Genomic DNA, 23,281 nt, shown 5'->3' with positions numbered 1-23,281 from the left:
CTCCGCCCGCACCGGCACGCCGGTCGTCCGGACAAGGACAGGACAGCTCCGGCTGGCGCACTCGTGAGACGGCGTGGAAGAGAGAATCGATTCTTGTGAGTGCTGCGATGCGAAGCCGTACCCCTGACCGCCTGTGCGCCGAGGCGATCGACCTTGCCCGCACCGCGGCCGAGGAGGCCGCCGCGCCGGGAACGGTCGGTGAGCACGTCGACGCCGTCGCCGACGGGGACCGCGTCGTCACGCACCTGTTCGAATGCAGGGAGGCCGGGTACCGGGGCTGGCGCTGGGCCGTCACCGTCGCCCGCGCCTCCCGGGCCAAACACGTCACCCTCGACGAGAGCGTCCTGCTGCCCGGCCCCGACGCGCTGCTGGCCCCCGAATGGGTGCCCTGGAGCGAGCGGCTGCGCCCCGGCGACATGGGCCCCGGCGACCTGCTCCCCACCGAGGCCGAAGACCTCCGGCTCGAACCCGGCTTCACGGTGGCGGCCCCGGAGGCCGCCGAAGCCGACGAAAGCCGGGTCGCGCCCGGCGTCGCCGAACTCGCCGACGCGGAGGACGCCGACGTCGAGCCCGGCTCGCCCGCCGCCCAGCCCGACGCGACCGTACGCGGCAGCATCGCCGCGACCGCCGACGAACTCGGCATGGGCCGCCCCCGCGTCCTCTCCCGCTACGGCCTGCACACCGCGGCCGACCGCTGGGAGGAGGAGTACGGCCCCAAGACCGCCATGGCCCAGGCCGCACCCGCCAACTGCGTCTCCTGCGGCTTCCTGGTCCCCCTGGCCGGCTCCCTCCGACAGGCCTTCGGCATCTGCGCCAACGAGTTCGGCCCCGCGGACGGGCACGTCGTCTCCCTCGGTTACGGCTGCGGGGGGCACTCCGAGGCCGCCGTCATGCCGAAGCCTCCGCGGCCGGCCCCGCCGGTCATCGACGAGACCGTCGTCGACCCCTTCACGCTGCGGCCCGACCGGAGTGGTGGTTCGGTGGAGGACTCGGGGCCGGCCGAAGAATTCGGCCATAGCTGACTCGTTCCCGGAGGGGGGCCGAACGACGGCCTTGGGGGGCTGGGCCTCTCTTCGTGGGGTGTGCCCCCGTGGAGGTGGACGTTCGCGCTTCGCGCGAGGGTTTGCGCTGTCGCGCGGATCGCATTTGTTTCGTTGTGGGGGCACCCCCGGCCGGAGGCTGGGGGGAGTGCCCCCGGAAGGGCCCCGAGCCGAGCCCCCACCCACGGACCCAAAGCGCACAACGCCCACCCCCACCGGGCTGAAGCCGCACAGCACGCCCCCCGCCGGATCAAAGGTGCAAAACGGGCCCCCGGCCCGAAGGGCCGCACGTACGAGACGCGAGCCCCCGGCGGGCCCCACCCGCCCGAGCCTCCACCCCCACCCGGTAGAAAGTGGAGTTCGGATCGGAGAACGGGAGAGAACGTGAGCGAAGCGGCAGAGGCAGATCCGTTCGGGACGGCTCGGCTGCGGCGGGGGGTGCTCGATGCCTGGGCGGCCTCGCCCGCCCGGTTCCGGGAGGACGCGAACGCCGAGGAGGACCTCGCGCTCGGCGGCTACCGCGACCGGCTCGCCGTGGAGCTGGCGCAGAACGCCTCGGACGCCGCGGCCCGCGCCGGCGTCCCCGGGCGGCTGCGCCTGACCCTGCACCCGGCCGAAGGCCCCGGCGCCGGCCCCGCAGTCCTGGTCGCCTCCAACACCGGCGCCCCCATCGACGCCACCGGCGTCGAGTCGCTGGCCACCCTGCGTGCCTCCGCCAAGCGCGAGACGGAGAACGCGGTCTCCGTCGGCCGCTTCGGCGTCGGGTTCTCCGCGGTGCTCGCGGTCAGCGACGAGCCCGCGCTCATCGGCCGTACCGGCGGCGTCCGCTGGTCGCTGGCCGAGGCCAGGGAGCTGGCGGGCCGGGTGGCGGCGCACAGCCCCGGCCTCGGCGGCGAGCTGCGCCGCCGCGACGGCCACGTACCGCTGCTGCGTCTGCCCTTCCCCGCGGAAGGCAGTGCCCCGCAGGGTTACGACACCTCCGTCGTGTTGCCGCTGCGCGACGGCGCCGCGCACGAGCTGACGGTGCGCCTGCTGGCCGGTCTCGACGCCGCGTTGCTGCTGACGCTGCCGGGCCTGGCCGAGGTCGTGGTGGAGACGCCGGACGGCGTACGGGAGATGCGGCGGCGCCAGGAGGGCGCGTACGTCGTCGTCGAGGACAGTGAGCGCGGCACCTCGCGCTGGCGCGTCGTGAGCGAGAGCGGCGGGCTGGACGCGGCGCTGCTGGCCGACCGCCCGGTGGAGGAGCGGCTGCGCCCGCACTGGGCGGTGACGTGGGCGGTCCCGGTGGACGAGGAGGGCGCGCCGGTGCGCCCGGCGACCGCGCCGGTCGTGCACGCGCCGACCCCGACCGACGAGCCGCAGGGCCTGCCGGCGCTGCTGATCGCGTCGTTCCCGCTGGAGCCGACGCGGCGGCGCGTCGCGCCCGGCCCGCTCGCCGACCATCTCGTGCGGCGCGCCGCCGAGGCGTACGCGTCGCTGCTGGCCGGCTGGCAGCCGGTGTCGGCGGGGACGGTGGATCTCGTTCCGGGCCCGTTGGGCAAGGGCGAGCTGGACAACGAGTTGCGGCGGCAGGTGCTGGAGCTGCTGCCGCGGGTTCGGTTCCTGCCGAGCGCGGGGGCGCCCGCGCCGGGCGGGGAACTGTCCGTGCAGGCGGTGCCGGGGCCGGGCGGCCCGGACGAGCTGGCTCCCGGCGAGGGCGGCGGCTGGGGCGGTGCCCGGGGTGAGGAGGACGCGCATGTCCTGCGGCCGGTGGACGCCGAGCTGGTCGAGGGGGCGGGCGCGGACACGGTCCGGGTTCTGGCGGAGCTGTTCCCGAGTCTGCTGCCCGCCGGGCTGGAGCGGCGGCCGGAGCTGCGGGCGCTGGGTGTGGCCCGGGTGCCGCTGGGCGAGGTCGTCGACCGGCTGGCGGGCGTGGACCGGTCGCCCGCGTGGTGGTGGCGGCTGTACGACTCGCTGGCGGGTACGGACCCGGAGCGGCTGAGCGGGCTGCCGGTGCCGCTGGCCGGGCCCGTGGGTGAGGAGGGCCGGGCGGCGCGGACCACGATCGGCCCGCGCCAGGTCCTGCTGCCGCTTCCGGACGGCGGGAGCGGCGGGGACGGTGACGCGGCGGAGCGGCACGCGACGCTGGCCCGGCTGGGGCTGAAGGTGGCGCACCCGGACGCCGTGCACCCGCTGCTGGAGAAGCTGGGCGCCACTCCGGCCGCCCCGCGCGCCGTGCTGACGACCCCGCAGGTGCGGGCGGCCGTCGCGGGCTCCCTGGACGCGGCGGAGGACGACTACGCCTTCGGTTTCGACGGCGAGCCGACGGGTCTCGGCGGCGAGGAGCTGGCGGAGGCCGTGCTCGGTCTCGTGCGGGACGCGCGTCTGGCGCCCGGTGACGAGCCGTGGCTGGCCGCGCTCGCGCTGCCGGACGAGGACGGTGAGCCGGCACCGGCGGGTGAACTGGTGCTGCCCGGCAGTGACTTCGAACGGGTGATCCGGGAGGGGGAACTCGCCGCCGTCGACGCCGGTTTCGCGGAGCGCTGGGGGGAGCAGCCGCTGACCGCCGTGGGCGTGCTGGCGGGTTTCGCCCTCGTGCGCGCCCCTGACGTGGTGCTGGACCCGGACGAGCTGGAGCCGCGCGACGGTGACTTCACCGAGCCGGACGACGTCGGCGTGCTGGACGCGGTGGACGTGTGGTGCGAGGACGTTCTCGACGGGTTGCCGGAGACGCCGGTGCCGCCGGTCGCGACGGAGATCGTGGCCGTACGGGACCTGGACCTCGTGGACGACGACGCGTGGCCGCAGGTGCTGGCGATGCTGTCGCGGCCGCCGCTGCGGGACGCGCTGACCGCACCCGTACGGGTGCTGCTGCCGGACGGCACGACCGAGTCGGTGCGCCCGTACACGGCGTGGTGGCTGCGCGGGCACCCGGTGCTGGACGGCCGCCGGCCGGCCGGGCTGCGGGCCGCGGGCGGCGACCCGCTGCTGGCGGGGCTGTACGAGTCGGCGGACGCGGGCGAGGTGGACGCGCAGGTGCTGCGCGCCCTCGGCGTGCGGACCTCCGTCGCGGCGCTCCTGGAGGAACCGGGCGGCGCCGCCGAACTGCTGGCCCGGCTCGCGGATCCGGAGCGCGAGGTGGGCTCCGCGCAGTTGCACGCGCTGTACGGGGCGCTGGCGGACCTGGACCCCGAGCAGGTGACGCTCCCGGAGGAGCTGCGGGCCGTCGTCGACGGCGAGGTGCGGATCGTGGACGCGGCGGAGGCGGTGGTCGCGGACGCGCCGGACCTGATGCCGCTGGCCGCCGGGCTGCCCCTGCTGCCGGTACGTCCGGCGCGGGCCGCGGATCTGGCGGACCTGTTCCAGGTGCGGCGGCTGAGCGAGGTCTTCGCGGCACCGGTGGTCTCGGGGGGCAGCCGGCACGAGGTCCCGGAGCCCGTCCGTACGCTGCTGGGCCCGGACACCCCGCGGTCGTACGTCGAGCACGAGGAACTGGCCGTCGAGGGCGGCACCGAACTCGACTGGCGCTGGACCCCCGACGGCACCCTGCACGCGGCCACCCTGGAGGGCGTCGCCGCCGGCCTCGCCTGGGCCGCCGGCCAGTGGCCCCGCCGCTTCGAGACGGCCGCCCTGCTGGAGGACCCGGACCGCGCGGAGGAGCTGGCGGAGGCCCGCTGGTTCGACTAGCGGTCCGGCGGCGCGGTCCCGGGTCCTGGGGCCGCGCCGTGACCGGCGCCCCGTCGTCGCGGACGGCTACGCCGGGAACCGCCGCCCGATCACCCGCCACGCGACCTCCAGCAGCACCGCCGCCGCGGCGGCGATCCCCACGGCCGCCCACGGCATGGTCGTCCCCACGAGTTTCAGGTCGAAGAAGTCCTGGAGCCAGGGGACGACGAGGACGACCAGGAAGCCCAGGCCCATCGCCAGCACCAGGCCGACGCGCCACCACGTGTACGGGCGGGCGATGATCGCCAGGACCCACATCGCGCCGAGGAAGAGGGTCAGGGTGGCGGCGCTGGTCTCGGCGGGGAGGGCGTCCGGACCGCCGTAGTGGCTGCGGGCCAGGAGGTACGTGGCGAAGGCGGCGAGCCCGATGATCACGCCGGAGGGGATCGCGTACCGCATCACCCGCCGTACGAAGTGCGGTTTCGCGCGCTCCTTGTTGGGGGCGAGGGCGAGGAAGAAGGCGGGGACGCCGATGGTGAGGGTGGACAGCAGCGTGAGGTGCCGCGGCAGGTACGGGTACGGGATCTGGCAGCAGGCGACGAGGATCGCGAGCAGCACCGAGTAGACGGTCTTGGTCAGGAAGAGCGTGGCGACGCGGGTGATGTTGCCGATCACCCGGCGGCCCTCGGCGACGACGGACGGGAGCGTCGCGAAGCTGTTGTCGAGCAGCACGATCTGGGCGACGGCCTTGGTGGCCTCGCTGCCCGCGCCCATGGAGACGCCGATGTCCGCGTCCTTCAGGGCGAGGACGTCGTTGACACCGTCGCCGGTCATGGCGACGATACGGCCGCGCTTCTGGAGCGCGCCGACCATGTCCCGCTTCTGCTGCGGCGTGACGCGGCCGAACACCGCGCCGTCCTCCAGCGCCTTGCCCATCTCCTCGGGGTCGTCGGGCAGCTTGCGCGCGTCCACCGGCGACTCGGCGCCCGGCATGCCCAGCTTCCCGGCCACCGCGCCGACCGACACCGCGTTGTCGCCGGAGATGACCTTGGCCTGGACGCCCTGCTCCTCGAAGTAGCGCAGGGTGTCCATCGCGTCGGGCCGCAGCCGCTGTTCGAGGACGATCAGCGCGGCGGGCCGTACGTGGTCGGTGATCCGGGAGTCGTCCAGGTCGCGGTCGGCGCGGGCCAGCAGCAGGACGCGCAGGCCCTGCGCGTTGAGGTCGTCGACCTCGGAGAGCGCGTCGTCGCCGGAGGGCAGGAGGACGTCGGGGGCGCCGAGCAGCCAGGTGGTGCGTTCGCCGTCGGGGTCTTCGAGGGCCGCGCCGCTGTATTTGCGGGCGGAGGAGAAGGGCAGCGCGTCGGTGGCCCGCCAGCCGTCGCCGGCCGGGTACGCGTCGATGATCGCCTGAAGGGAGGCGTTGGGGCGCGGGTCGGACGCGCCGAGGGCGCCGAGGACCTCCTTGACGCGGCCCTCGTCCGTACCGCCGAGCGGCCGCAGGTCGCTGACGTCCATGCCGCCCTCGGTCAGCGTGCCGGTCTTGTCCAGGCAGACCACGTCGACGCGGGCCAGGCCCTCGATGGCGGGCAGCTCCTGGACCAGGCATTTCTTGCGGCCGAGCCGGATGACGCCGATCGCGAAGGCGACGGAGGTGAGCAGCACCAGGCCCTCGGGGATCATCGGGACGATGCCGGCGACCATCCGGCGCACCGCCTCGTCACCCGCCATGTTCAGCGTGAACAGATGGCTGAAGATGAGGCCGACGGCGGTCGGCACCATCATCCACGTCACGTACTTGAGGATCTGGCTGATGCCGCTGCGCAGCTCGGAGTGGACGAGGGTGAAGCGGGACGCCTCTTCGGCGAGCTGGGCGGCGTACGCCTCGCGCCCGACCTTCGTGGCGGTGAACGCGCCGCCGCCGGCGACCACGAAGCTGCCGGACATCACCTTCTCGCCGGGCCGCTTGACCACCGGGTCGGCCTCGCCGGTCAGCAGCGACTCGTCGATCTCCAGGCCGTCGCTCTCCAGGACCTCGCCGTCGACGATGACCTTGTCGCCGGGGCCGAGTTCGATGATGTCGCCGAGCACGACCTCGGAGGTGGCGATCTCGGCGGACGCGCCGTCGCGCCGTACGGTCGGTTTGGACTCGCCTATGACGGCGAGGCTGTCCAGGGTCTTCTTGGCGCGCAGCTCCTGGATGATGCCGATGCCGGTGTTGGCGACGATGACGAAGCCGAACAGGCCGTCCTGGATCGGTCCGACGATCAAGATGATCACGAACAGCACGCCGATGATGGCGTTGAAGCGGGTGAAGACGTTCGAGCGGACGATGTCGGCGGTGGAGCGCGAGGACCGGACGGGGACGTCGTTGACCTCGCCTCTGGCCACCCGCTCGGCGACCTCGGCGGCGCTCAGACCGCGGCGGTCCGGCGCGGTGGCGGTGCCGGCGTCCGGCTCGGGTTCCTCGACTTCGGTCCTGGCCCGCTCAGTCATGCCTTCGACGTTACGGGCGGAGCGGACGATTCACCCGCTGGATGCGGACAGGAAGGTGGCGGAAGGTGTTGGAGAGGTCCGCGTCAACCGGCGAGGGGCGTGGTGCGTCCCCTATGGGGTGAGTTTGTCGGCGTGCGTGCTCAGGACGCGTCCGCCGGGGCCCGGTCCGCGTCCGGCGCGGTCGCGGCGGCCGCCGCGCGCTTGATGGCGGCGTCGCGCTTGCGTACGTACCAGATACCGAGGATGCCGAGGCCGCCGCCGGCCAGGCAGGTCCACACCCACCAGGTGCGGTCGTGGTCGGCGAACCAGCCGTAGAAGGGGAGCTGGGCCAGGAAGAGCACGAACCAGATGATGGTGCCGCCGGTGATCGTGCCGACGACGGGGCCCTCAAGAGGCTCCGGGGCCTCGCGCAGTTCGGACTTCTTCCACATGGGGCCAGCTTAAGGGCAGCCGCTGACAAGCCCGATACGCGGCCGATCCCGGCAGGGCGACGGGCCCGCGGCGTCGTACGCCGGGCCGCGGACGGCGTACAGCCCTTTCCCCAGCAGGGTCTACGCGCGGAGATAGCGATCACCGGCTTGTTTGTTCATACTGAACCTATCCGGTTCTGACTGGTTCGATTCGTTGAATCCTCCAATTTGATCCGGTTCGTTTGTGTTCTGGGCCCGATTCGGGGCCCCCACGCCTCTCCCAGGCCCGTACGACTGAGGTCCGCGCATGTCCCCCTCGGCCACCACGCCGGTCGATGCCGTCCAGGGCCCCGGCCCTCGGCAGCCCAAGAACGGTCTCGACCGGTTCTTCAAGATCTCCCAGCGGGGGTCGACGGTCTCCCGAGAGCTGCGCGGTGGCCTCGCCACCTTCTTCGCCATGGCGTACATCGTCGTGCTGAACCCGATCATCCTCGGCGCCGGCCAGGACAAGTTCGGGCACCAACTGGACAACGGCCAGCTCGTCACCGCTACCGCGCTGATGGCGGGCCTGTCCACACTCCTGATGGGCGTCATCGGCAACGTGCCGATCGCCGTCGCTGCCGGCCTCGGCATCAATGCCGTCGTCTCCCTCCAGCTCGCCCCCAAGATGAGCTGGCCGGACGCGATGGGCATGGTCGTGCTCGCCGGTCTGGTGCTGATGATCCTGGTCGCCTCCGGTCTGCGGCAGCGGGTCATGGACGCGATCCCGAACGGGCTGCGGCGCGCCATCGCGATCGGCATCGGCCTGTTCATCTCGCTGGTCGGCCTGGTCGACGCGGGCTTCGTCACCCGCAACCCGGACGCCGCGCACACCACCGTGCCGCTGGCGCTGGGTCAGGGCGGCCAGCTCCAGGGCTGGCCCGTGCTGGTCTTCGTCGTCGGCCTGGCGCTGATGTTCCTGCTGACCGTGCGGAAGACCAAGGGCGCGATCCTGATCGGCATGGTCGTGATGGCGGTGGCGGCGATCGTCATCAACGCCGTCGCGGACATCCCCGACGCGAGCTGGGGCCTGGCGGTCCCGAACGTGCCGGACAGTATCGTCGGCGCGCCGGACTTCGGCCTGGTCGGCCAGATCAGCCTGTTCGGCGGCTTCAAGGAGGTCGGCCTGCTGACCGGCTGCCTCTTCGTCTTCACGGTGCTGCTGTCCGGCTTCTTCGACGCGATGGGCACGATCATCGGCGTCGGCGAGGAGGCCGGGCTGACCGACGAGAACGGCAGCCTGCCGGGCATGGGCCGCATCCTGATGGTGGACGGCATCGCCGTCGCGGCGGGCGGCGTCGGCTCGGCCTCCGCCAACACCTGTTTCGTGGAGTCGACGGCGGGCGTCGGCGAAGGGGCCCGCACGGGGCTGGCGAACGTCGTGACCGGCGGTCTCTTCCTGCTGGCGCTGGTCTTCACGCCGCTGGCGACGGTCGTCCCGTCGCAGGCCGCCACGCCCGCCCTGCTGGTCGTCGGATTCCTGATCATGGCGGCGAACGTCCGGGACATCGACTGGGGCGACTTCACGATCGCCGTCCCGGCCTTCCTGACGATCATCTCGATGCCGTTCACCTACAGCATCACCAGCGGCATCGGCATGGGGGTGCTGGCCTTCATCCTGCTGCGGACGGCGACCGGCCGCTTCAAGGAGATCCCCTGGCTGCTGAACGCCGTGGGGGCGGCCTTCCTCGTCTACTTCCTGCTCAACCCGATCGAGCAGGTGCTGGGCGTCCACTAGCGGGCGCCCCGCCGGTGGCGCGGTTCACAGCGGCGGCGCCGCGTAGAACCGCTCCGTCCGGTCCACCGACATCTTGAATCGTTCGTCGAAGTCTTCACGGATGAGCGTCCGGGTCACATAGTCCTGGACGCTCATTCCGCGTTTCGCGGCGTGCTGCCGAAGGCGCTCCAGCAGTTCCCCGTCCATCCGCAGGCTGAGCACTCCCGATCCCATACCGCCACGGTCCTCTCACGCCCTGGTCAGGCGGGTCACTTTCCGCTGCGTCCTCACTCGGAAGGGTGATGCGGGTGGGCGCACGTGTACGGGCTTTCATTAGAGAGGGTAATGAGTTATGCTAACGAACATGCCGGAACTGTCCCTTGGCGACGACGCTGCCGCCGTGAACGCTCTGCGGTCCGCCGTGATGCGGTTGTCCCGCCGACTCAAGCACCAACGGGTCGACGAGTCGCTCAGCCCCACCGAGATGTCGGTGCTCGGCACCCTGGCCCGGTGCGGCCACGCCACCCCCGGCGAGCTGGCGCGCAAGGAGCACGTCCAGCCGCCGTCGATGACCCGCATCGTCGCGATGCTGGAGGCCAAGGGCCTGGTCCGGCTCGAACCGCACCCGGACGACCGCCGCCAGAAGGTCGTCACCCAGACCGAACAGGCCGAGGCGATGCTCGAAGAGAGCCGCCGCAAACGCAACGCGTGGCTGGCCGAGCTGGCCTCCGGGCTGGACGAGGACGAGTGGGCCGCACTGCGGACCGCCGCACCCGTGCTGGAGAAGCTCGCCCAGCTATAGAGACCGAGCGCCGAGGAGGCGAACCCACTTTGAGTACGGGATCCGGAGCAGACTCCGCCCCCGCACCGAACTCCGACGACACCACCGTCACCGACGCCGCGACCGCGCCCCCGACAGGCACCAAGGGCACCGCCGCCGAACCGCGCGGGGGCATGTTCCGTTCGCTGAGAGTCCGCAACTACCGTCTTTTCGCCACCGGCCAGGTCGTCTCCAACACCGGCACCTGGATGCAGCGCATCGCCCAGGACTGGCTGGTCGTCAGCATCACCGGCTCCTCCGCCGCCGTCGGCATCACCACCGCGCTCCAGTTCCTGCCCATGCTGCTCTTCGGGCTGTACGGCGGGGTCATCGCCGACCGGGTCTCCAAGCGCGGACTGCTGCTGATCACCCAGGCCGCGATGGGCCTGACCGGACTGGTGCTGGCCGTACTGACCCTCAGCGGGCACGTCGCGGTCTGGCACGTCTATCTGATGGCCTTCGTGCTCGGCCTGATCACCGTCGTCGACAATCCGGCGCGGCAGGCGTTCGTCGTCGAGATGGTCGGCCCGGACGACCTGCGCAACGCCGTCAGCCTGAACTCCGCCAACTTCCAGTCCGCCCGGCTCATCGGTCCCGCGGTGGCCGGCGCGCTGATCACCTCGCTCGGCAGCGGCTGGGCCTTCCTCCTGAACGGCCTGTCCTTCATCGCGCCGCTCGCCGGACTGCTGCTGATGCGCACCCGTGAGCTGCACAAGGTCGACCGCGCACCGCGCGGCAAGGGCCAGCTCCGGGAAGGTGTGCGCTACGTCGCGGGCCGCCCCGAGCTGATCTGGCCGATCGTCCTGATCGGCTTCATCGGCACCTTCGGCTTCAACTTCCCGATCTGGCTGACCGCCTTCGCCGACAAGGTCTTCCAGGGCGGCGCCGGTCTGTACGCCTGGTTCAACGGCCTGATGGCGGCCGGTTCGCTGGCGGGCGCGCTGCTCGCGGCCCGGCGCGGCACGTCGCGGCTGCGGCTGCTGGTGGGCGCGGCGCTGCTGTTCGGCGTCCTGGAGATGGCGGCGGCCCTCGCCCCGGCCGTCTGGATCTTCGGGGCGCTGCTGATCGTCATCGGCGTCGTCGGCCTGACGATCAACGTCACGGCCAACTCCAGCGTGCAGATGGCGACCGATCCGCTGATGCGCGGGCGGGTGATGAGCCTGTTCATGATGGTCTTCATGGGCGGTACGCCGCTGGGCGCGCCCCTGGTCGGCTGGGTCACCGACGCGTACGGCGCCCGGCTCGGCTTCCTCGCGGGCGGTGTGGTCTCCGCCCTGGCGGCGGCCGGTGTCGGCCTGCTGCTGACGCGCGCGGGCGGCCTGCGGGTCCGGATAGACCTGCGGCGCGGCCACCAGCACGTACGGTTCGTGCCGCGTGAGCGGGAGCGCGAACCGGAGCGGCTGGCCGCGGCGGCCTGACGGGCCCCGTGCCCCGGCCGCGACGCGTGGCCGGGGCGCCGGGCTCTCCCCGCCCCCGGCCGAACCCTGTGCGCGACACTGACCGCATGAGACTCTTCGCCGCCGTCCTGCCGCCCGAGGCCGCCGTCGACGAACTCGACCGCCGGGTGCGCCGGTTGCGGGAGCTGCCCGGCGCCGGCCGGCTGCGCTGGACCGGGCGGACCGGCTGGCACTTCACCCTCGCCTTCTACGGCGAGGTGCCGGACCCCGTCCTCCCCGGCCTGTGTGAACGGCTGGCGCGGGCCGCGCGGCGGCACGAGCCGGTCCCGCTGCGCCTCAAGGGCGGCGGGCGCTTCGCGGACCGGGTGGTGTGGGCGGGGGCCGAGGGCGGCCTGCCGGCGCTGCGCCGGCTGGCGGACTCGGCCGCGGCGGCGGCCCGCCGGGCCGGGGTGGAGATGGCCGGCCATCGTGCGTACACCCCGCACCTGACCGTCGCGCGCAACCGCGCCGAAGCCCTCGACGTCGGCCCGTTCGTCGAGGGCCTGGCGGACTTCGAGGGCAGCGCGTGGACGGTGCGGGAGCTGGCGCTCGTACGCAGCCGTCTGCCGGCCTCCGGGGTGGCGGGCGAGCAGCCCCGGTACGAGACGGTGGCGGCCTGGCCGCTGGGCCGCTGAGGGCCCCGCCCGCCGTCCGCCGGGACGCCGAGGAGCCCCCGCCCCGCCCGCCGGTCCTTCAGGAGGCCGCCTGGCCGCCGGTGTGCCCGGCCGGCCGGTTACGCTCGAAGGGTGGACCCCAAAACCCGTAACCGGATCATGTCCGGCCTGTTCGCCGTGCTGCTCGTCGTCGTGATCGTGGCGGCCGCCCTGCGCTGACCCGCCGGACGGCCCCGACGGCACCTCGTGCGAACCCACCTCACCAGGCGAACGCCTCCGGCGACGGCCCGGTGCCGGGGAAGATCTCGTCCAGCGAGTCCAGCAGCTCGGCCGACAGTTCGAGCTCCACGGCGCGCAGCGCGGATTCGAGCTGGCCGGTGGTCCGCGGGCCGACGATCGGCCCCGTCACCCCGGGCCGGGTGAGCAGCCAGGCCAGCGCGACCTCGCCGGGCCGCAGCCCGTGCTTGTCGAGCAGCGCCTCGTAGGACTCGATCCGCGCGCGGATCGCGGAGTTCGCCAGCGCGCCCGCCGAGCGGCCCCCGTTCGTACGGGCTCCGCCGCCCTCGCGTTCCTTGCGTACGGCGCCGCCGAGCAGGCCGCCGTGCAGCGGCGACCAGGGGATGACGCCGAGCCCGTAGGACCGCGCGGCCGGGATCACCTCCATCTCGGCGCGCCGTTCGGCGAGGTTGTACAGGCACTGCTCGCTGACCAGGCCGAGCGAGCCGCGGCGCGCGGCGGCCTCGTTGGCCTGCGCGATGTGCCAGCCCGCGTGGTTGGAGGACCCGGCGTACAGGATCTTGCCCTGCCGCACCAGGACGTCGATGGCCTGCCAGATCTCGTCCCACGGGGTGTGCCGGTCCACGTGGTGGAACTGGTAGAGGTCGATGTGGTCGGTGTTCAGCCGTTTGAGGCTGGCGTCCACCGCCCGCCGGATGTTGAGCGCGGAGAGGCGGTCGTGGTTGGGCCAGGCCTGCTCGCCGGTGCCCATGTCGCCGTAGACCTTGGTGGCGAGCACGGTCCGGTCGCGGCGGCCGCCGCCCTGGGCGAACCAGGAGCCGATGATCTCCTCGGTGCGGCCCTTGTTGTCGCCCCAGCCGTAGACGTTGGCGGTGTCGACGAAGTTGACGCCCGCGGCGAGCGCGGCGTCCATGATGGCGTGGCTGTCGGCCTCGTCCGTCTGGGGGCCGAAGTTCATGGTGCCGAGGACGAGTCGGCTGACCTTGAGTCCGGTGCGTCCGAGCTGCGTGTACTCCATGGGACCCCAGCAAACGCCCTGGAGGGCGCTCGAATCAAGGAGTACGCCGTGTCCCGCCGCCGGTCGTGCGGATATCGTGGCCGCGCATCCCTCAGGCGTCCACAGGTGTGTACGGGGCGCCCACGTCCCACGCCTGGTACAGGGCGTCCGCGAAGGCCGCCGCGAGCAGGTGCTCGCCCGAAGCGGAGGGGTGGGTGCCGTCGTAGGTGTCCCGGTCCAGGTCGTAACCGGCCGGGTGGGAGGCCAGCAGCAGGGGCGAGGCGGGGGTCGACAGGTCGGCGACCGCCTTGGCCAGCAGCTCGTTGAAGCGCTCGCACTCGGCGGCGAAGGGGGCGTCGGACAGGGCGCGGGTGTTCGGGATGACGGGCATCAGCACGGCCCGTACGCTCGCGTCGGCCGCCCGCGCCCCGGCGACGAAGCGGCGGACGTTCGCGGCGGTCTGCTCCGCGTCCGTGTAGAAGCCGAGGTCTATCAGCCCGAGCGAGACCAGCAGGGTGTCGGCCTTGGTCCGGCGCACCACGTCACCGATCAGCGGCGCCATGTGGCACCAGCCCTCGCCCCACCCGGCGAGGTGGCGCCGGGCGCGCTCGGGGAAGTCCGGGTCGCGGTAGGCGTGCGAGACCGCGGCGTCGGCGGACACGTCGTACAGCTCGGTACGCGGTCCGACGATGCGGTACGGGCCGCCGAAAGTCCGGTTCAGGTGCTGCCACATCCGGTAGCGCCACGTGAAGTCACCGGCGCTGCCGATCGTCATCGAGTCACCGACGAACATCACTCGCATACGACCTCCCGGCCGCCCGGCCCGGGCGCGCCGGCGGGCGCTGTCAGGGTGGTCATGCGGAGATCATATGGAGCGGGCGGGCGGGGCGGCGGTGCCGGGCCTCCGGTACGCCCGGCGCTGCGGGCCGGCCGCCGCGAAGTGGCAAGCTGGCCCCATGCGTTCGCTACTGTGCGCGGCCGGGGCCGCGGGAATACTGCTGTTCGCGGCGGCCGGGCCGGTGTCGGCCGACGACGGAGGGGACGACGGGTTCACGATCGGTGACGGACGGATCACCGAGTCCAGCGGGCTGGCGGCCAGCCGGGCGCACCCCGGCGTGTACTGGACCCACAACGACAGCGACGACGGGCCGTACGTCTACGCCGTGGACGGCCGGACCGGCCGCACGGTCGCGACCGTCACCCTGCGCGGCATCGGCGACCCGCGCGACGTGGAGGCGGTCTCGGTCGGCCCGGACGGCAACGTCTACGTCGGTGACATCGGCGACAACCTCGGCGGCAGTTGGAACCACGTGTGGATCTACCGCTTCCCGGAGCCGAAGGAACTGCGCGACCAGACCGTCACCGCGGCGCAGTTCACCGTGGAGTACGACGCCGGGCCGCGGGACGCCGAGGCGATGATGGTGCACCCGAAGACGGGCCGGGTCTACATCGCCAGCAAGAAGAAGAGCGGCGGGGCGGCCCTGTACGAGGGCCCCGAGCGGCTGTCGGCGCGCGGCACGAACACCTTCCGCCGGGTCGCGGGCATCGACCAGTGGGTGACGGACGGCGCGTTCTCGCCGGACGGCACGCGGCTGCTGCTGCGCGGGTACTTCGGCGCGGAGATGTACCGCTGGGAGGGCGGCCGCCCCAAGGACCTCGGGAGCGTGGGCGTGCCGTTGCAGATGCAGGGCGAGTCGGTGACCTTCACCCCCGACGGGCGGACGCTGCTGTTCGGCTCGGAGGGCAGGGGCAGCCGGGTACAGCCGGTCGGCCTCAGCGGTGACCGGCTACCGGAGTCGGCGAAGGGGTCCGACGGGAAGAGCGGCACCGGCGGCGGCGACAAGGAGGACGCGGCCGACGGCCCCCAGGGCGACGCGGGCAAGAACCGCAACGTCCTGCTGGCGGCGGCGACGTTCGGGGCGGCGACGGTCCTGGTGCTGGCACTGCGCCGGGTGTTCCGCCGCCGGGGGTGAGCTTCCGGGGGAGCCGGTGGTCCGCACCGGGTGAGCCGAGGGCCCCCGGTACGCCGCTCCGGCACCTCAGCCGCTGAGCGGGCGCGGGAACGGCCGGGCCCCGGCGGGTTCGTCCCGCCGGGGCCCGGCCGTGTGTGCCGTCGGGGCCTACAGCTTGCCGATCACGTGGTCGACGCAGGCGGTCAGCGCCTCGACGTCCGCCGGGTCGATCGCCGGGAACATCGCCACGCGGAGCTGGTTGCGGCCCAGCTTGCGGTACGGCTCGGTGTCGACGATGCCGTTGGCGCGCAGCGCCTTCGCGACGGCGGCCGCGTCGATCTCGTCGTCGAAGTCGATGGTGCCGATGACCTGCGAGCGCTTGGCCGGGTCGGTGACGAACGGCGTCGCGTACTTGGAGTTTTCGGCCCAGCCGTACAGCGTGCGCGAGGAGGCCGCGGTGCGTCGTACCGCCCAGTCCAGGCCGCCCTGGCCGTTGATCCACTCAAGCTGCTGGTGGAGCAGGAAGAGGGTGGCCAGCGACGGAGTGTTGTACGTCTGGTTCTTCAGCGAGTTGTCGATCGCCGTGGGCAGCGAGAAGAACTCCGGGATGTGCCGGCCGGAGGCGTGGACGCCGCGGGCCCGCTCCAGGGCGGCGGGGGAGAAGACGCCGATCCACAGGCCGCCGTCGGAGGCGAAGGACTTCTGCGGCGCGAAGTAGTAGACGTCGGTCTGCGCGATGTCCACGGGCAGGCCGCCCGCGCCGGAGGTGGCGTCCACCAGCACCAGGGAGCCGGCGTCCGCGCCCGCCACGCGCTCGACGGGGGCGGCGACACCGGTGGAGGTCTCGTTGTGGGTGAGGGCGTAGACGTCCACGCCCTCCTCCGCCTTCGGCTCCGGGTGGCTGCCCGGGTCGGCGGAGATCTTCGTCGGGGCGGCCAGCCACGGCGCCAGCTCGGCGGCCTTGGCGAACTTCGAGGAGAACTCGCCGAAGGTCAGGTGCTGGGACTTGTTCTCGATCAGGCCATGGGTCGCGATGTCCCAGAACGCGGTGGAACCGCCGTTGCCGAGGACGACCTCGTACCCCTCGGGCAACTGGAACAGATCACGTACGCCGTCGCGGACCGCGCCGACCAGGTTCTTGACCGGTGCCTGGCGGTGGGACGTACCGAGCAGGGAACTTCCGGTGGCGGCGAGGGCGTCGAGCGCCTCCGTACGCACCTTGGAGGGGCCCGCGCCGAAGCGACCGTCGGCGGGCTTGATGTCAGCGGGGATCTGGATATCAGCCACGGGCGAAGCGTAATCCGTCACCGGCCCTGAACAGGACCGGGGTCCACCGGGTGAGACGGAACGGGGGCCGCCGTTCGAGGGGTGTCCGGTTGTCCGCCGTCCTCGTACAGGGCGGCGACCGAGGCGGCGGCCCGCGCCAGCTCCGCCCGCGCCCGAGCCGGCGCCAGCACCTCCAGCGACGTCGTGAACTGGAGCAACTGGCGGACCGCACGCAGCTCTTGCAGCGCCAGTTCGACCGTCACCCAGGTCCCGCCGGTGTCCTCCGGCGGCTCCGCCAGCGCCGTCCCCATGATGCGGACGAACAGGTCCAGACGGGAGCGGAGCACCCGGGCCGTCACCCGCAGCCCGGCGGGCCGGGTCTCCACCTGCCGCCGCAGCGCCTCCCACGCGTCGGCCAGTTCCACGCCCGCGCGGCGCTGGACGGGCGTGTCGAGCACGGTGGCCGCGGCCACCCGGTCGGCCCGGAACAGCCGTGCGCGCCGCCGCCGGTCCGCGACGAGGTACCAGGTCCCGGCCTTGGACACCAGTCCGTACGGATCGACGGTGTACGTACGCGCCTCGCTCTCGCCGCTGTGCCGGTAGCGCAGGCGCAGCCGCCGGTCGGCGAAGACCGCGGTGTGCAGCGTGTCCAGGTCCACGGCCGGCCGGGGCCCGGTCCGCCAGCGCCCGGGGTCGACCAGGATGCGGCGGCTGGTCAGCTCGGCGGCGGGCCGGTGCGGCGCGGGCAGCGCGGCCATCACCTTGCGCAGCGCGGACCCGAGCGCGCCGTCCAGGCCGAGCGCGTGGTGCGCGCCCTCGGCGGCCAGCACGAACAGGGCCCGTGCCTCGTCGGTGGTCAGCCCGGTCACGTCCGTACGGAACCCGGGCAGCAGCGCGATCCCGCCGTGCCGTCCCCGCTCCGCGTACACCGGCACTCCGGCCGCCGACAGCGACTCGATGTCGCGGTAGATGGTCCGTACGGACACCTCCAGCCGGGTGGCCAGTTCGGCGGCGGGCACCCGGCCGCGGGTCTGGAGGAGCAGCAGGACGGCGAGGAGACGGTCGGACTTCACCCGGCCCAGTCTTCCGGAAAACCTGACGGGAGCTGTCAGGTTATGGCGGCAGAGTCCCGGCCATGGACACCACGTACCGCACCGTTCCCGCAGCTTCCGCCACCCCTGCCGCCCTGGCCCGCGAGGTCGCCGGCGTCGTCCTCGTCCCCGGTGACGAGGGATACGACGCCGAGCGCTCCGGCTTCCAGACCGGGCACCGGCACCGGCCGTCGGTGATCGTCGGCGCGGCGGGGGCGGCCGATGTCGTGGCGGCGGTGCGCTGGGCCCGCGCCCACGGACTGCCGGTCGCCGTGCAGTCGACCGGGCACGGCCTGACGGCGGCCACCGACGGGGGCCTGCTGATCAGCACTCGCCGGATGGACGAGGTGCGCATCGACACGGCGGCCCGGATCGCGTGGGCCGGGGCGGGCGCGCTGTGGGGCAAGGTGATCGAGGCGGCGGCGCCGCACGGGCTGGCGCCGGTGAACGGTTCGTCGCCCGGCGTGGGCGTGGTGGGCTACACGCTCGGGGGCGGGCTGGGCATCCTGGGCCGGGAGTTCGGTTACGCGTCGGACCGGGTGCGGCGGGTGGACGTGGTCACCGCCGACGGGGAGTTGCGCCGGGCGTCCGGGGACCGGGACCCGGAGCTGTTCCGGGCGCTGCTCGGCGGCGGGCACGGGCTGGGCGCGGTGACCGGCCTGGAGTTCGGGCTGGTGCCGGTGGAGCGGGTGTACGGCGGCCGACTGGTCTTCGGCGCCGGTCTGCTGGACGAGGCGCTGGCCGCGTACCTGGCCTGGACCGAGGACCTGCCCGGCAGGCTGACCTCGTCGGTCGGCCTGATCGTGTACCCGGACGTGCCGGCCGTGCCCGGCCACCTGCGCGGGCGCCACCTCGCGCAGATCCGGATCGCGTTCACGGGGACGGCGGAGGACGGCGAACGGCTGGTCGCCCCGCTGCGCGCGGTCGGGCCGCGGGTGGCCGACACGCTGCGCGAGATGCCGTACACCGAGTCGCACACCATCCACCAGGACCCGGCCACCCCGCACGCCTACGACGGTGACAGTGTCCTGCTGAGCGGCCTGGACGCGGCGGAGCTGCGCCAGGTGGCCGCGCTGACCGGGCCGGACGCCCCGCTGATGACCGTGGTGCAGCTCAACCACCTCGGCGGCGCGCTCGCCACCGGCGGCGGCTCCGTCGGCCACCGGGACGCGCGCTACCTGCTGCGCCTGCTGTCCCCGCTGGACGGCACGGACGTCGAGGCGGTACGGGCCCTGCACGCGAAGGTGCGCGCGGTGGTGGCGTCCCGGGCGGTCGGCCGCAGCGTCAACTTCCTGTTCGGCGAGCACGGTGACGCGGTGGCCGACGCGCACGAGGAGGAGGTGCGGCGGCGGGCGGCCGGTGCCAAGGCGGCGTACGACCCGGCGAACCTGTTCCGCGCGTAGGGCGCGGGCGGCGGCCGAAAGCGGGAGGGAGCGCCCCCGGCCGAGTGGGCAGGCTGGGGGCATGGCTGATCGTACGGAGACACGCGGGACGCAGGACGGCACGCGGGAACTGGCCCGGGAACTGGCGGACGCCGTGCGCGGCGAGGTGTCGCTCGCCGCCGGGGACCGGGCGCTGATGACGATGGACGCGTCCAACTACCGCCGGGTGCCGCGGGCGGTGGTCGCGCCACGGGACGCGGAGGACGTCGCCGCCGCGCTGCGGGTGTGCCGCGAGCACGGCGTGCCGGTGGTGCCGCGCGGCGGCGGCACCAGCATCGCCGGGCAGGCCACCGGCGTCGGCGTGGTGCTGGACTTCACCCGGCACCTGCGGCGGATCGTGGCGCTGGACCCCGAGGCCGGCACGGCGGTCGTCCAGCCCGGCGTGGTCCTGGACGACCTGCGGGCGGCGGCCGGCGCACACGGCCTGACCTTCGGCCCCGACCCGTCCACGCACAGCCGCTGCACCCTCGGCGGCATGATCGGCAACAACTCCTGCGGCTCCCACTCGGTGGCGTGGGGCACCACCGCCGACAGCGTGCGCGAGCTGGAGGTGCTGACGTACGGGGGCGAGCGGCTGCGCGCCGGACGGGGCACGGCGGCACTGGACGCGCTCCCACGGCGGCTGCGGGACGGCGTACGCACGCTGGTGAACGGCGACTTGGCGCTGCTGCGCACCGGCTACCCCGACCTGCCGCGCCGGATCTCCGGCTACGCGCTGGACGCCCTGCTGCCCGAACGGGGCACCGACCTGGCGCGGGCGCTCACCGGCAGCGAGGGCACCCTCGGCGTCCTGACCGAGGCCACCGTCGCGCTGGTCAGGCCGCCCGCCGCGAAGGTGCTGGCGGTCCTCGGCCACGCGGACGAGAGCGCGGCGGCCGAGGCGGCGCACACCCTGCTGCCATGGGGATCCCCCCGGTCGGGCGAAGCCGAGAGCGGGGGAGGGCCGCTGACCGTCGAGGGCATGGCGGCCGACCTGGTGGGCAGCGCGGCAGGCCTGCCCAAGGGCGGCGCCTGGCTGTTCGTCGAAATGGGCGGCGACACGCAGGCCGAGGCGCTCGCGCGCGCCGAGAAACTGTGCCGGGGCGCGTCCACCACCGATCACACGATCGTCACCGACCCGGCGCGGCAGCGCGCCCTGTGGCGGGTGCGCGAGGACGCCTCCGGGACCGCGACCCGGATGCCCGACGGCTCCGAGGCGTGGCCCGGCTGGGAGGACTGCGCGGTGCCGCCCGCGCGGCTCGGCCCGTACCTGCGGGACTTCCGGGCACTGCTGGCCCAGTACGGCCTGCGCGGCACGCCCTACGGGCACTTCGGCGACGGCTGCATCCACGTCCGTATCGACTTCGACCTGCTGACCGCTCCCGGCATCCGCCGGTTCCGGGAGTTCTCGTGCGACCTGGGCGACCTGGTCGTCGCACACGGCGGCTCGCTCTCCGGCGAGCACGGCGACGGCCAGGCACGCGCCGAACTGCTGCCGAAGATGTACGGCACCGAACTGGTCGGTCTCTTCACGCGCTTCAAGGACCTGTGGGACCCGGCGGGCGGCCTGAACCCCGGCATGCTCGTCCGGCCGGACCGGATGGACGAGAACCTGCGCTTCGCGCCGCTGCCGAAGCGCCCGGTGGACGTGGCATTCGGCTACCCGCACGATGACGGCGACTTCTCCGCGGCCGTACGCCGCTGTGTCGGCGTCGCCAAGTGCCGCACCGCCGCCCCCGGCCCCGCGGCCGTCATGTGCCCGTCGTACCGCGCCACCGGCGAGGAGCGGCACTCCACCCGGGGCCGCGCCCGGCTGCTGCACGAGATGCTGGCGGGCGAAGTGATCACCGGCGGCTGGCGTTCCGAGGAGGTACGGGACGCGCTGGACCTGTGCCTGTCCTGCAAGGGCTGCCGCAGCGACTGCCCGGTGGGCGTGGACATGGCCACGTACAAGGCGGAGTTCCTGCATCACCACTACGCGGGACGGCTGCGGCCCGCCGCGCACTACTCGATGGGCCGCCTGCCGCGCTGGCTGCGCGCGGCGGCCCCCGCCGCGCCGCTGCTCAACGCCCTGGCCCGGACCCCGCTCGCCGCGGCGGGCAAGCGCCTCGGCGGCATCGCCCCGCAGCGGGAGATCCCGCGACTGGCCACCGAACCGTTCGTCCGGTGGTGGGCGCAACGGGCGCCTTCCGGAACGGGAACAAAGGCGAGCACGCCCGCAAGGACTCCGGCCGTCCTGCTGTGGCCGGACACCTTCACCAACTACCTCGCCCCCGAGGTGGGCCGCTCCGCCGTCCATGTCCTGGAGGCCGCCGGGCTCACCGTCCGCCTGCCCGCCGCGGGCCGCCGCCGGGCCCCGCTGTGCTGCGGCCTGACGTGGGTCTCGACCGGCCAGCTCGACCAGGCCCGCGCGGTCATGCGCCGTACGGTGGACGCCCTCCACCCGCTGCTGGCGGACGGCACCCCGCTGACCGTCCTCGAACCGAGCTGCGCGGCGGCCCTCCGCACCGACCTGCCCGAACTGCTCCCCGACGACCCGCGCGCCGCCCAAGTGGCCGCCTCCGTAAGGACCTTCGCGCAGACCCTGGAGGAACAGGCGCCCATCTGGGAGCCACCGCGCGTGGACCGCCCGGCGGTCGGCCAGACCCACTGCCACCAGCACGCCGTACTCGGCGAAGCGGCCGAACAGCGCCTGCGCGCCCGGGCCGGGCTGGACGGCGGGCTGAGCGGCGGCTGCTGCGGCCTGGCCGGGAACTTCGGCTTCGAGCGCGGCCACTACGACCTGTCCGTGGCCTGCGCCGAGGAACAGCTCCTGCCGTCCGTACGGGAAGCGGAACCCGGGGCCGAGGTGCTCGCGGACGGTTTCTCCTGCCGCACCCAGATCGCCCAGCTCACCCCCCGGCGCGCCCGCCACCTGGCCGAGGTACTGGCCGAGGCACTGCCCCCGCAAAGGTGACGCCGCAGGTCACCACCCCCGGCCGCGCCGGCGCCGCGGGCCGCGCCGACCGGGCCGGCGAAGCGGTACGCACCACGGCGCTCGGTGACCCGCACGCGCAGGACATATCACCAAGTGGAATACGCGTTTCGCAGCCCTGGGGAAGGCCCGTAGCGTGAGCGTGTGAACGAGTCGCGCCACGAGCCCAGCAGCCTGCCGCCCATATCCCCGGTCCCGGAGCCGGTCCCGGTTCCCGGGCCGGTCCCGGCCTCCCCCGAGGTCCGGGCCGCCGAACAGGACGCGGCGGCGGGCGGGCGCCTGATGTCCGTCGCGCTGGTCATCGGCGGCATCATCTCGCTACAGTTCGGTGCCTCGGTCGCCGTGCTGCTCTTCCCCCGGGCCGGCGCACTGGGCGTGGTCACCCTCCGCCTGGTCGTCGCCGCACTGGTGCTGATGATCGTCTGCCGCCCGCGGATGCGCGGCTACACCCGCGGCGACTGGGCCACGATCCTCGCCTTCGGCGTCGCCCTGGTCGCCATGAACTCGCTCTTCTACGAGGCGATCGACCGCATCCCGCTGGGCGCCGCCGTCACCCTGGAGTTCATGGGCCCGCTCATTCTGTCGGTGGTCACCTCGCGACGGGCCCTGAGCCTGCTGTGGGCGGCGCTCGCCCTGGGTGGCGTGGCCCTGCTCGGCCGGGAGGGATTCGACGGACTGGACCCGCTCGGCGCCGGCCTGGCCCTGTCGGCGGGCGCCCTGTGGGCCGCGTACATCCTGCTGTCCTCCCGTACGGGCCGGCGCTTCCCGCAGGCGGACGGCCTGGCCCTGGCCATGTCCGTGGCAGCCGTGCTGAGCCTCCCGCTCGGCCTCTCCACCGCCGGCACGGCCCTGCTGGACCCGGCCACGATCGGCCTGGGCGCCGCCGTGGCCCTGCTGTCCTCGGTCACGCCGTACACCCTCGAACTCCTCGCCCTCCGCAAGCTCCCGGCCTCCGGCTTCGCCGTGATGATGAGCCTGGAGCCAGCCGCCGGAGCACTGGCCGGCTTCCTGGTCCTGCACCAGTCGCTCGGCTGGGCCGAGGTGGTGGCGATCGGACTGGTGGTCCTGGCAAGCGTGGGGGCGGTACGGAGCACGAGCAGGGGTTAGGGCGGCGTCCCCAGAAGCGGTG

17 protein-coding genes are annotated in these 23,281 nt (G+C 73.7%); 10 read left to right on the top strand and 7 right to left on the bottom strand.

Annotated features, from left to right (window positions below; genetic code table 11):
• The first annotated feature begins 107 nt into the window (after nt 1-107).
• Both ACH4EB_RS18640 and ACH4EB_RS18635 read left to right on the top strand, forming a co-directional pair.
• Complete coding sequence (locus ACH4EB_RS18640; RefSeq protein ID WP_398348617.1) at nt 108-1,022, top strand: DUF3027 domain-containing protein; 915 nt, start codon at nt 108-110, stop codon at nt 1,020-1,022.
• Between the two features lie 402 nt (nt 1,023-1,424).
• The gene (locus tag ACH4EB_RS18635) at nt 1,425-4,706 is read left to right on the top strand and encodes a sacsin N-terminal ATP-binding-like domain-containing protein (protein WP_398348616.1); all 3,282 of its coding nucleotides are present in this window, start codon (nt 1,425-1,427) and stop codon (nt 4,704-4,706) included.
• A gap of 66 nt (nt 4,707-4,772) precedes the next feature.
• Here ACH4EB_RS18635 and ACH4EB_RS18630 read toward each other — a convergent pair whose 3' ends face one another.
• Entirely contained in the window at nt 4,773-7,178 is a 2,406-nt protein-coding gene (locus tag ACH4EB_RS18630) for an HAD-IC family P-type ATPase (protein ID WP_398348615.1), read from the bottom strand.
• A gap of 140 nt (nt 7,179-7,318) precedes the next feature.
• The gene (locus ACH4EB_RS18625) at nt 7,319-7,609 is read right to left on the bottom strand and encodes a DUF2530 domain-containing protein (RefSeq protein ID WP_398348614.1); all 291 of its coding nucleotides are present in this window, start codon (nt 7,607-7,609) and stop codon (nt 7,319-7,321) included.
• 286 nt (nt 7,610-7,895) lie between these two features.
• Between ACH4EB_RS18625 and ACH4EB_RS18620 the strand changes: the two genes are divergently transcribed.
• Nucleotides 7,896-9,365, top strand: a complete 1,470-nt coding sequence (locus tag ACH4EB_RS18620) for an NCS2 family permease (protein WP_398348613.1) — start codon at nt 7,896-7,898, stop codon at nt 9,363-9,365.
• Between the two features lie 24 nt (nt 9,366-9,389).
• On the opposite strand, the gene ACH4EB_RS18615 is transcribed toward ACH4EB_RS18620, so the two are convergent.
• Nucleotides 9,390-9,578, bottom strand: a complete 189-nt coding sequence (locus ACH4EB_RS18615; protein WP_073759267.1) for a ribbon-helix-helix protein, CopG family — start codon at nt 9,576-9,578, stop codon at nt 9,390-9,392.
• Nucleotides 9,579-9,708: 130 nt separating this feature from the next.
• On the opposite strand from ACH4EB_RS18615, the gene ACH4EB_RS18610 reads away from it, so the two are divergent.
• From ACH4EB_RS18610 to thpR, 3 genes are all read left to right on the top strand, one after another.
• A complete protein-coding gene (locus ACH4EB_RS18610) occupies nt 9,709-10,146 on the top strand; it encodes a MarR family winged helix-turn-helix transcriptional regulator (protein WP_003981857.1) in 438 nt (145 codons plus the stop codon).
• A gap of 29 nt (nt 10,147-10,175) precedes the next feature.
• Nucleotides 10,176-11,582, top strand: a complete 1,407-nt coding sequence (locus ACH4EB_RS18605) for an MFS transporter (protein WP_398348612.1) — start codon at nt 10,176-10,178, stop codon at nt 11,580-11,582.
• 86 nt (nt 11,583-11,668) lie between these two features.
• Nucleotides 11,669-12,235: an RNA 2',3'-cyclic phosphodiesterase gene (gene thpR, locus ACH4EB_RS18600; RefSeq protein ID WP_398348611.1), complete on the top strand. Its 567-nt coding sequence runs from the start codon at nt 11,669-11,671 to the stop codon at nt 12,233-12,235.
• Between the two features lie 238 nt (nt 12,236-12,473).
• On the opposite strand, the gene ACH4EB_RS18595 is transcribed toward thpR, so the two are convergent.
• Both ACH4EB_RS18595 and ACH4EB_RS18590 read right to left on the bottom strand, forming a co-directional pair.
• Nucleotides 12,474-13,469 carry an aldo/keto reductase gene (locus ACH4EB_RS18595; RefSeq protein ID WP_398348610.1) on the bottom strand — a complete coding sequence of 332 codons (996 nt, stop codon included), beginning with the start codon at nt 13,467-13,469 and terminating at the stop codon, nt 12,474-12,476.
• Nucleotides 13,470-13,560: 91 nt separating this feature from the next.
• Nucleotides 13,561-14,250, bottom strand: a complete 690-nt coding sequence (locus tag ACH4EB_RS18590; RefSeq protein WP_398348609.1) for a GDSL-type esterase/lipase family protein — start codon at nt 14,248-14,250, stop codon at nt 13,561-13,563.
• 154 nt (nt 14,251-14,404) lie between these two features.
• Here ACH4EB_RS18590 and ACH4EB_RS18585 point away from each other — a divergent pair, with 154 nt between their 5' ends.
• Nucleotides 14,405-15,421 (top strand): hypothetical protein, encoded by a 1,017-nt coding sequence (locus tag ACH4EB_RS18585; protein ID WP_398348608.1) that lies wholly within the window; start codon nt 14,405-14,407, stop codon nt 15,419-15,421.
• A 147-nt stretch (nt 15,422-15,568) separates the two neighbouring features.
• On the opposite strand, the gene serC is transcribed toward ACH4EB_RS18585, so the two are convergent.
• Together serC and ACH4EB_RS18575 are read right to left on the bottom strand one after the other, a co-directional pair.
• Nucleotides 15,569-16,687 (bottom strand): phosphoserine transaminase, encoded by a 1,119-nt coding sequence (gene serC, locus ACH4EB_RS18580; RefSeq protein ID WP_398348607.1) that lies wholly within the window; start codon nt 16,685-16,687, stop codon nt 15,569-15,571.
• Between the two features lie 17 nt (nt 16,688-16,704).
• Complete coding sequence (locus ACH4EB_RS18575; protein ID WP_398348606.1) at nt 16,705-17,739, bottom strand: helix-turn-helix transcriptional regulator; 1,035 nt, start codon at nt 17,737-17,739, stop codon at nt 16,705-16,707.
• Nucleotides 17,740-17,801: 62 nt separating this feature from the next.
• Between ACH4EB_RS18575 and ACH4EB_RS18570 the strand changes: the two genes are divergently transcribed.
• The 3 genes from ACH4EB_RS18570 (at nt 17,802) to ACH4EB_RS18560 (ending at nt 23,259) form a co-directional block, all read left to right on the top strand.
• Nucleotides 17,802-19,160, top strand: coding sequence for an FAD-binding oxidoreductase (locus ACH4EB_RS18570; RefSeq protein ID WP_398348605.1), 1,359 nt, complete (start codon nt 17,802-17,804; stop codon nt 19,158-19,160).
• Nucleotides 19,161-19,221: 61 nt separating this feature from the next.
• On the top strand, nt 19,222-22,134 hold the full coding sequence (locus tag ACH4EB_RS18565) for an FAD-binding and (Fe-S)-binding domain-containing protein (RefSeq protein WP_398348604.1): 2,913 nt from the start codon (nt 19,222-19,224) through the stop codon (nt 22,132-22,134).
• A gap of 162 nt (nt 22,135-22,296) precedes the next feature.
• Complete coding sequence (locus ACH4EB_RS18560; protein WP_398348603.1) at nt 22,297-23,259, top strand: EamA family transporter; 963 nt, start codon at nt 22,297-22,299, stop codon at nt 23,257-23,259.
• The last annotated feature ends 22 nt before the right edge of the window (nt 23,260-23,281 follow it).

This window comes from Streptomyces sp. NPDC018045 (assembly GCF_044327445.1).
Lineage (GTDB): Bacteria > Actinomycetota > Actinomycetes > Streptomycetales > Streptomycetaceae > Streptomyces.
This window is presented reverse-complemented; position numbering and strand designations above follow the sequence as displayed.

Excerpts from the sequence above, each read along its gene's own strand:
- ACH4EB_RS18640 (WP_398348617.1), top strand. The coding sequence starts at position 108 with ATGCGAAGCCGTACCCCTGACCGCCTGTGCGCCGAGGCGATCGACCTT.
- ACH4EB_RS18630 (WP_398348615.1), bottom strand. The coding sequence starts at position 7,178 with ATGACTGAGCGGGCCAGGACCGAAGTCGAGGAACCCGAGCCGGACGCC.
- ACH4EB_RS18625 (WP_398348614.1), bottom strand. The coding sequence starts at position 7,609 with ATGTGGAAGAAGTCCGAACTGCGCGAGGCCCCGGAGCCTCTTGAGGGC.
- ACH4EB_RS18620 (WP_398348613.1), top strand. The coding sequence starts at position 7,896 with ATGTCCCCCTCGGCCACCACGCCGGTCGATGCCGTCCAGGGCCCCGGC.
- ACH4EB_RS18615 (WP_073759267.1), bottom strand. The coding sequence starts at position 9,578 with ATGGGATCGGGAGTGCTCAGCCTGCGGATGGACGGGGAACTGCTGGAG.
- ACH4EB_RS18610 (WP_003981857.1), top strand. The coding sequence starts at position 9,709 with ATGCCGGAACTGTCCCTTGGCGACGACGCTGCCGCCGTGAACGCTCTG.
- thpR (WP_398348611.1), top strand. The coding sequence starts at position 11,669 with ATGAGACTCTTCGCCGCCGTCCTGCCGCCCGAGGCCGCCGTCGACGAA.
- ACH4EB_RS18595 (WP_398348610.1), bottom strand. The coding sequence starts at position 13,469 with ATGGAGTACACGCAGCTCGGACGCACCGGACTCAAGGTCAGCCGACTC.
- ACH4EB_RS18590 (WP_398348609.1), bottom strand. The coding sequence starts at position 14,250 with ATGCGAGTGATGTTCGTCGGTGACTCGATGACGATCGGCAGCGCCGGT.
- ACH4EB_RS18585 (WP_398348608.1), top strand. The coding sequence starts at position 14,405 with ATGCGTTCGCTACTGTGCGCGGCCGGGGCCGCGGGAATACTGCTGTTC.
- ACH4EB_RS18570 (WP_398348605.1), top strand. The coding sequence starts at position 17,802 with ATGGACACCACGTACCGCACCGTTCCCGCAGCTTCCGCCACCCCTGCC.
- ACH4EB_RS18565 (WP_398348604.1), top strand. The coding sequence starts at position 19,222 with ATGGCTGATCGTACGGAGACACGCGGGACGCAGGACGGCACGCGGGAA.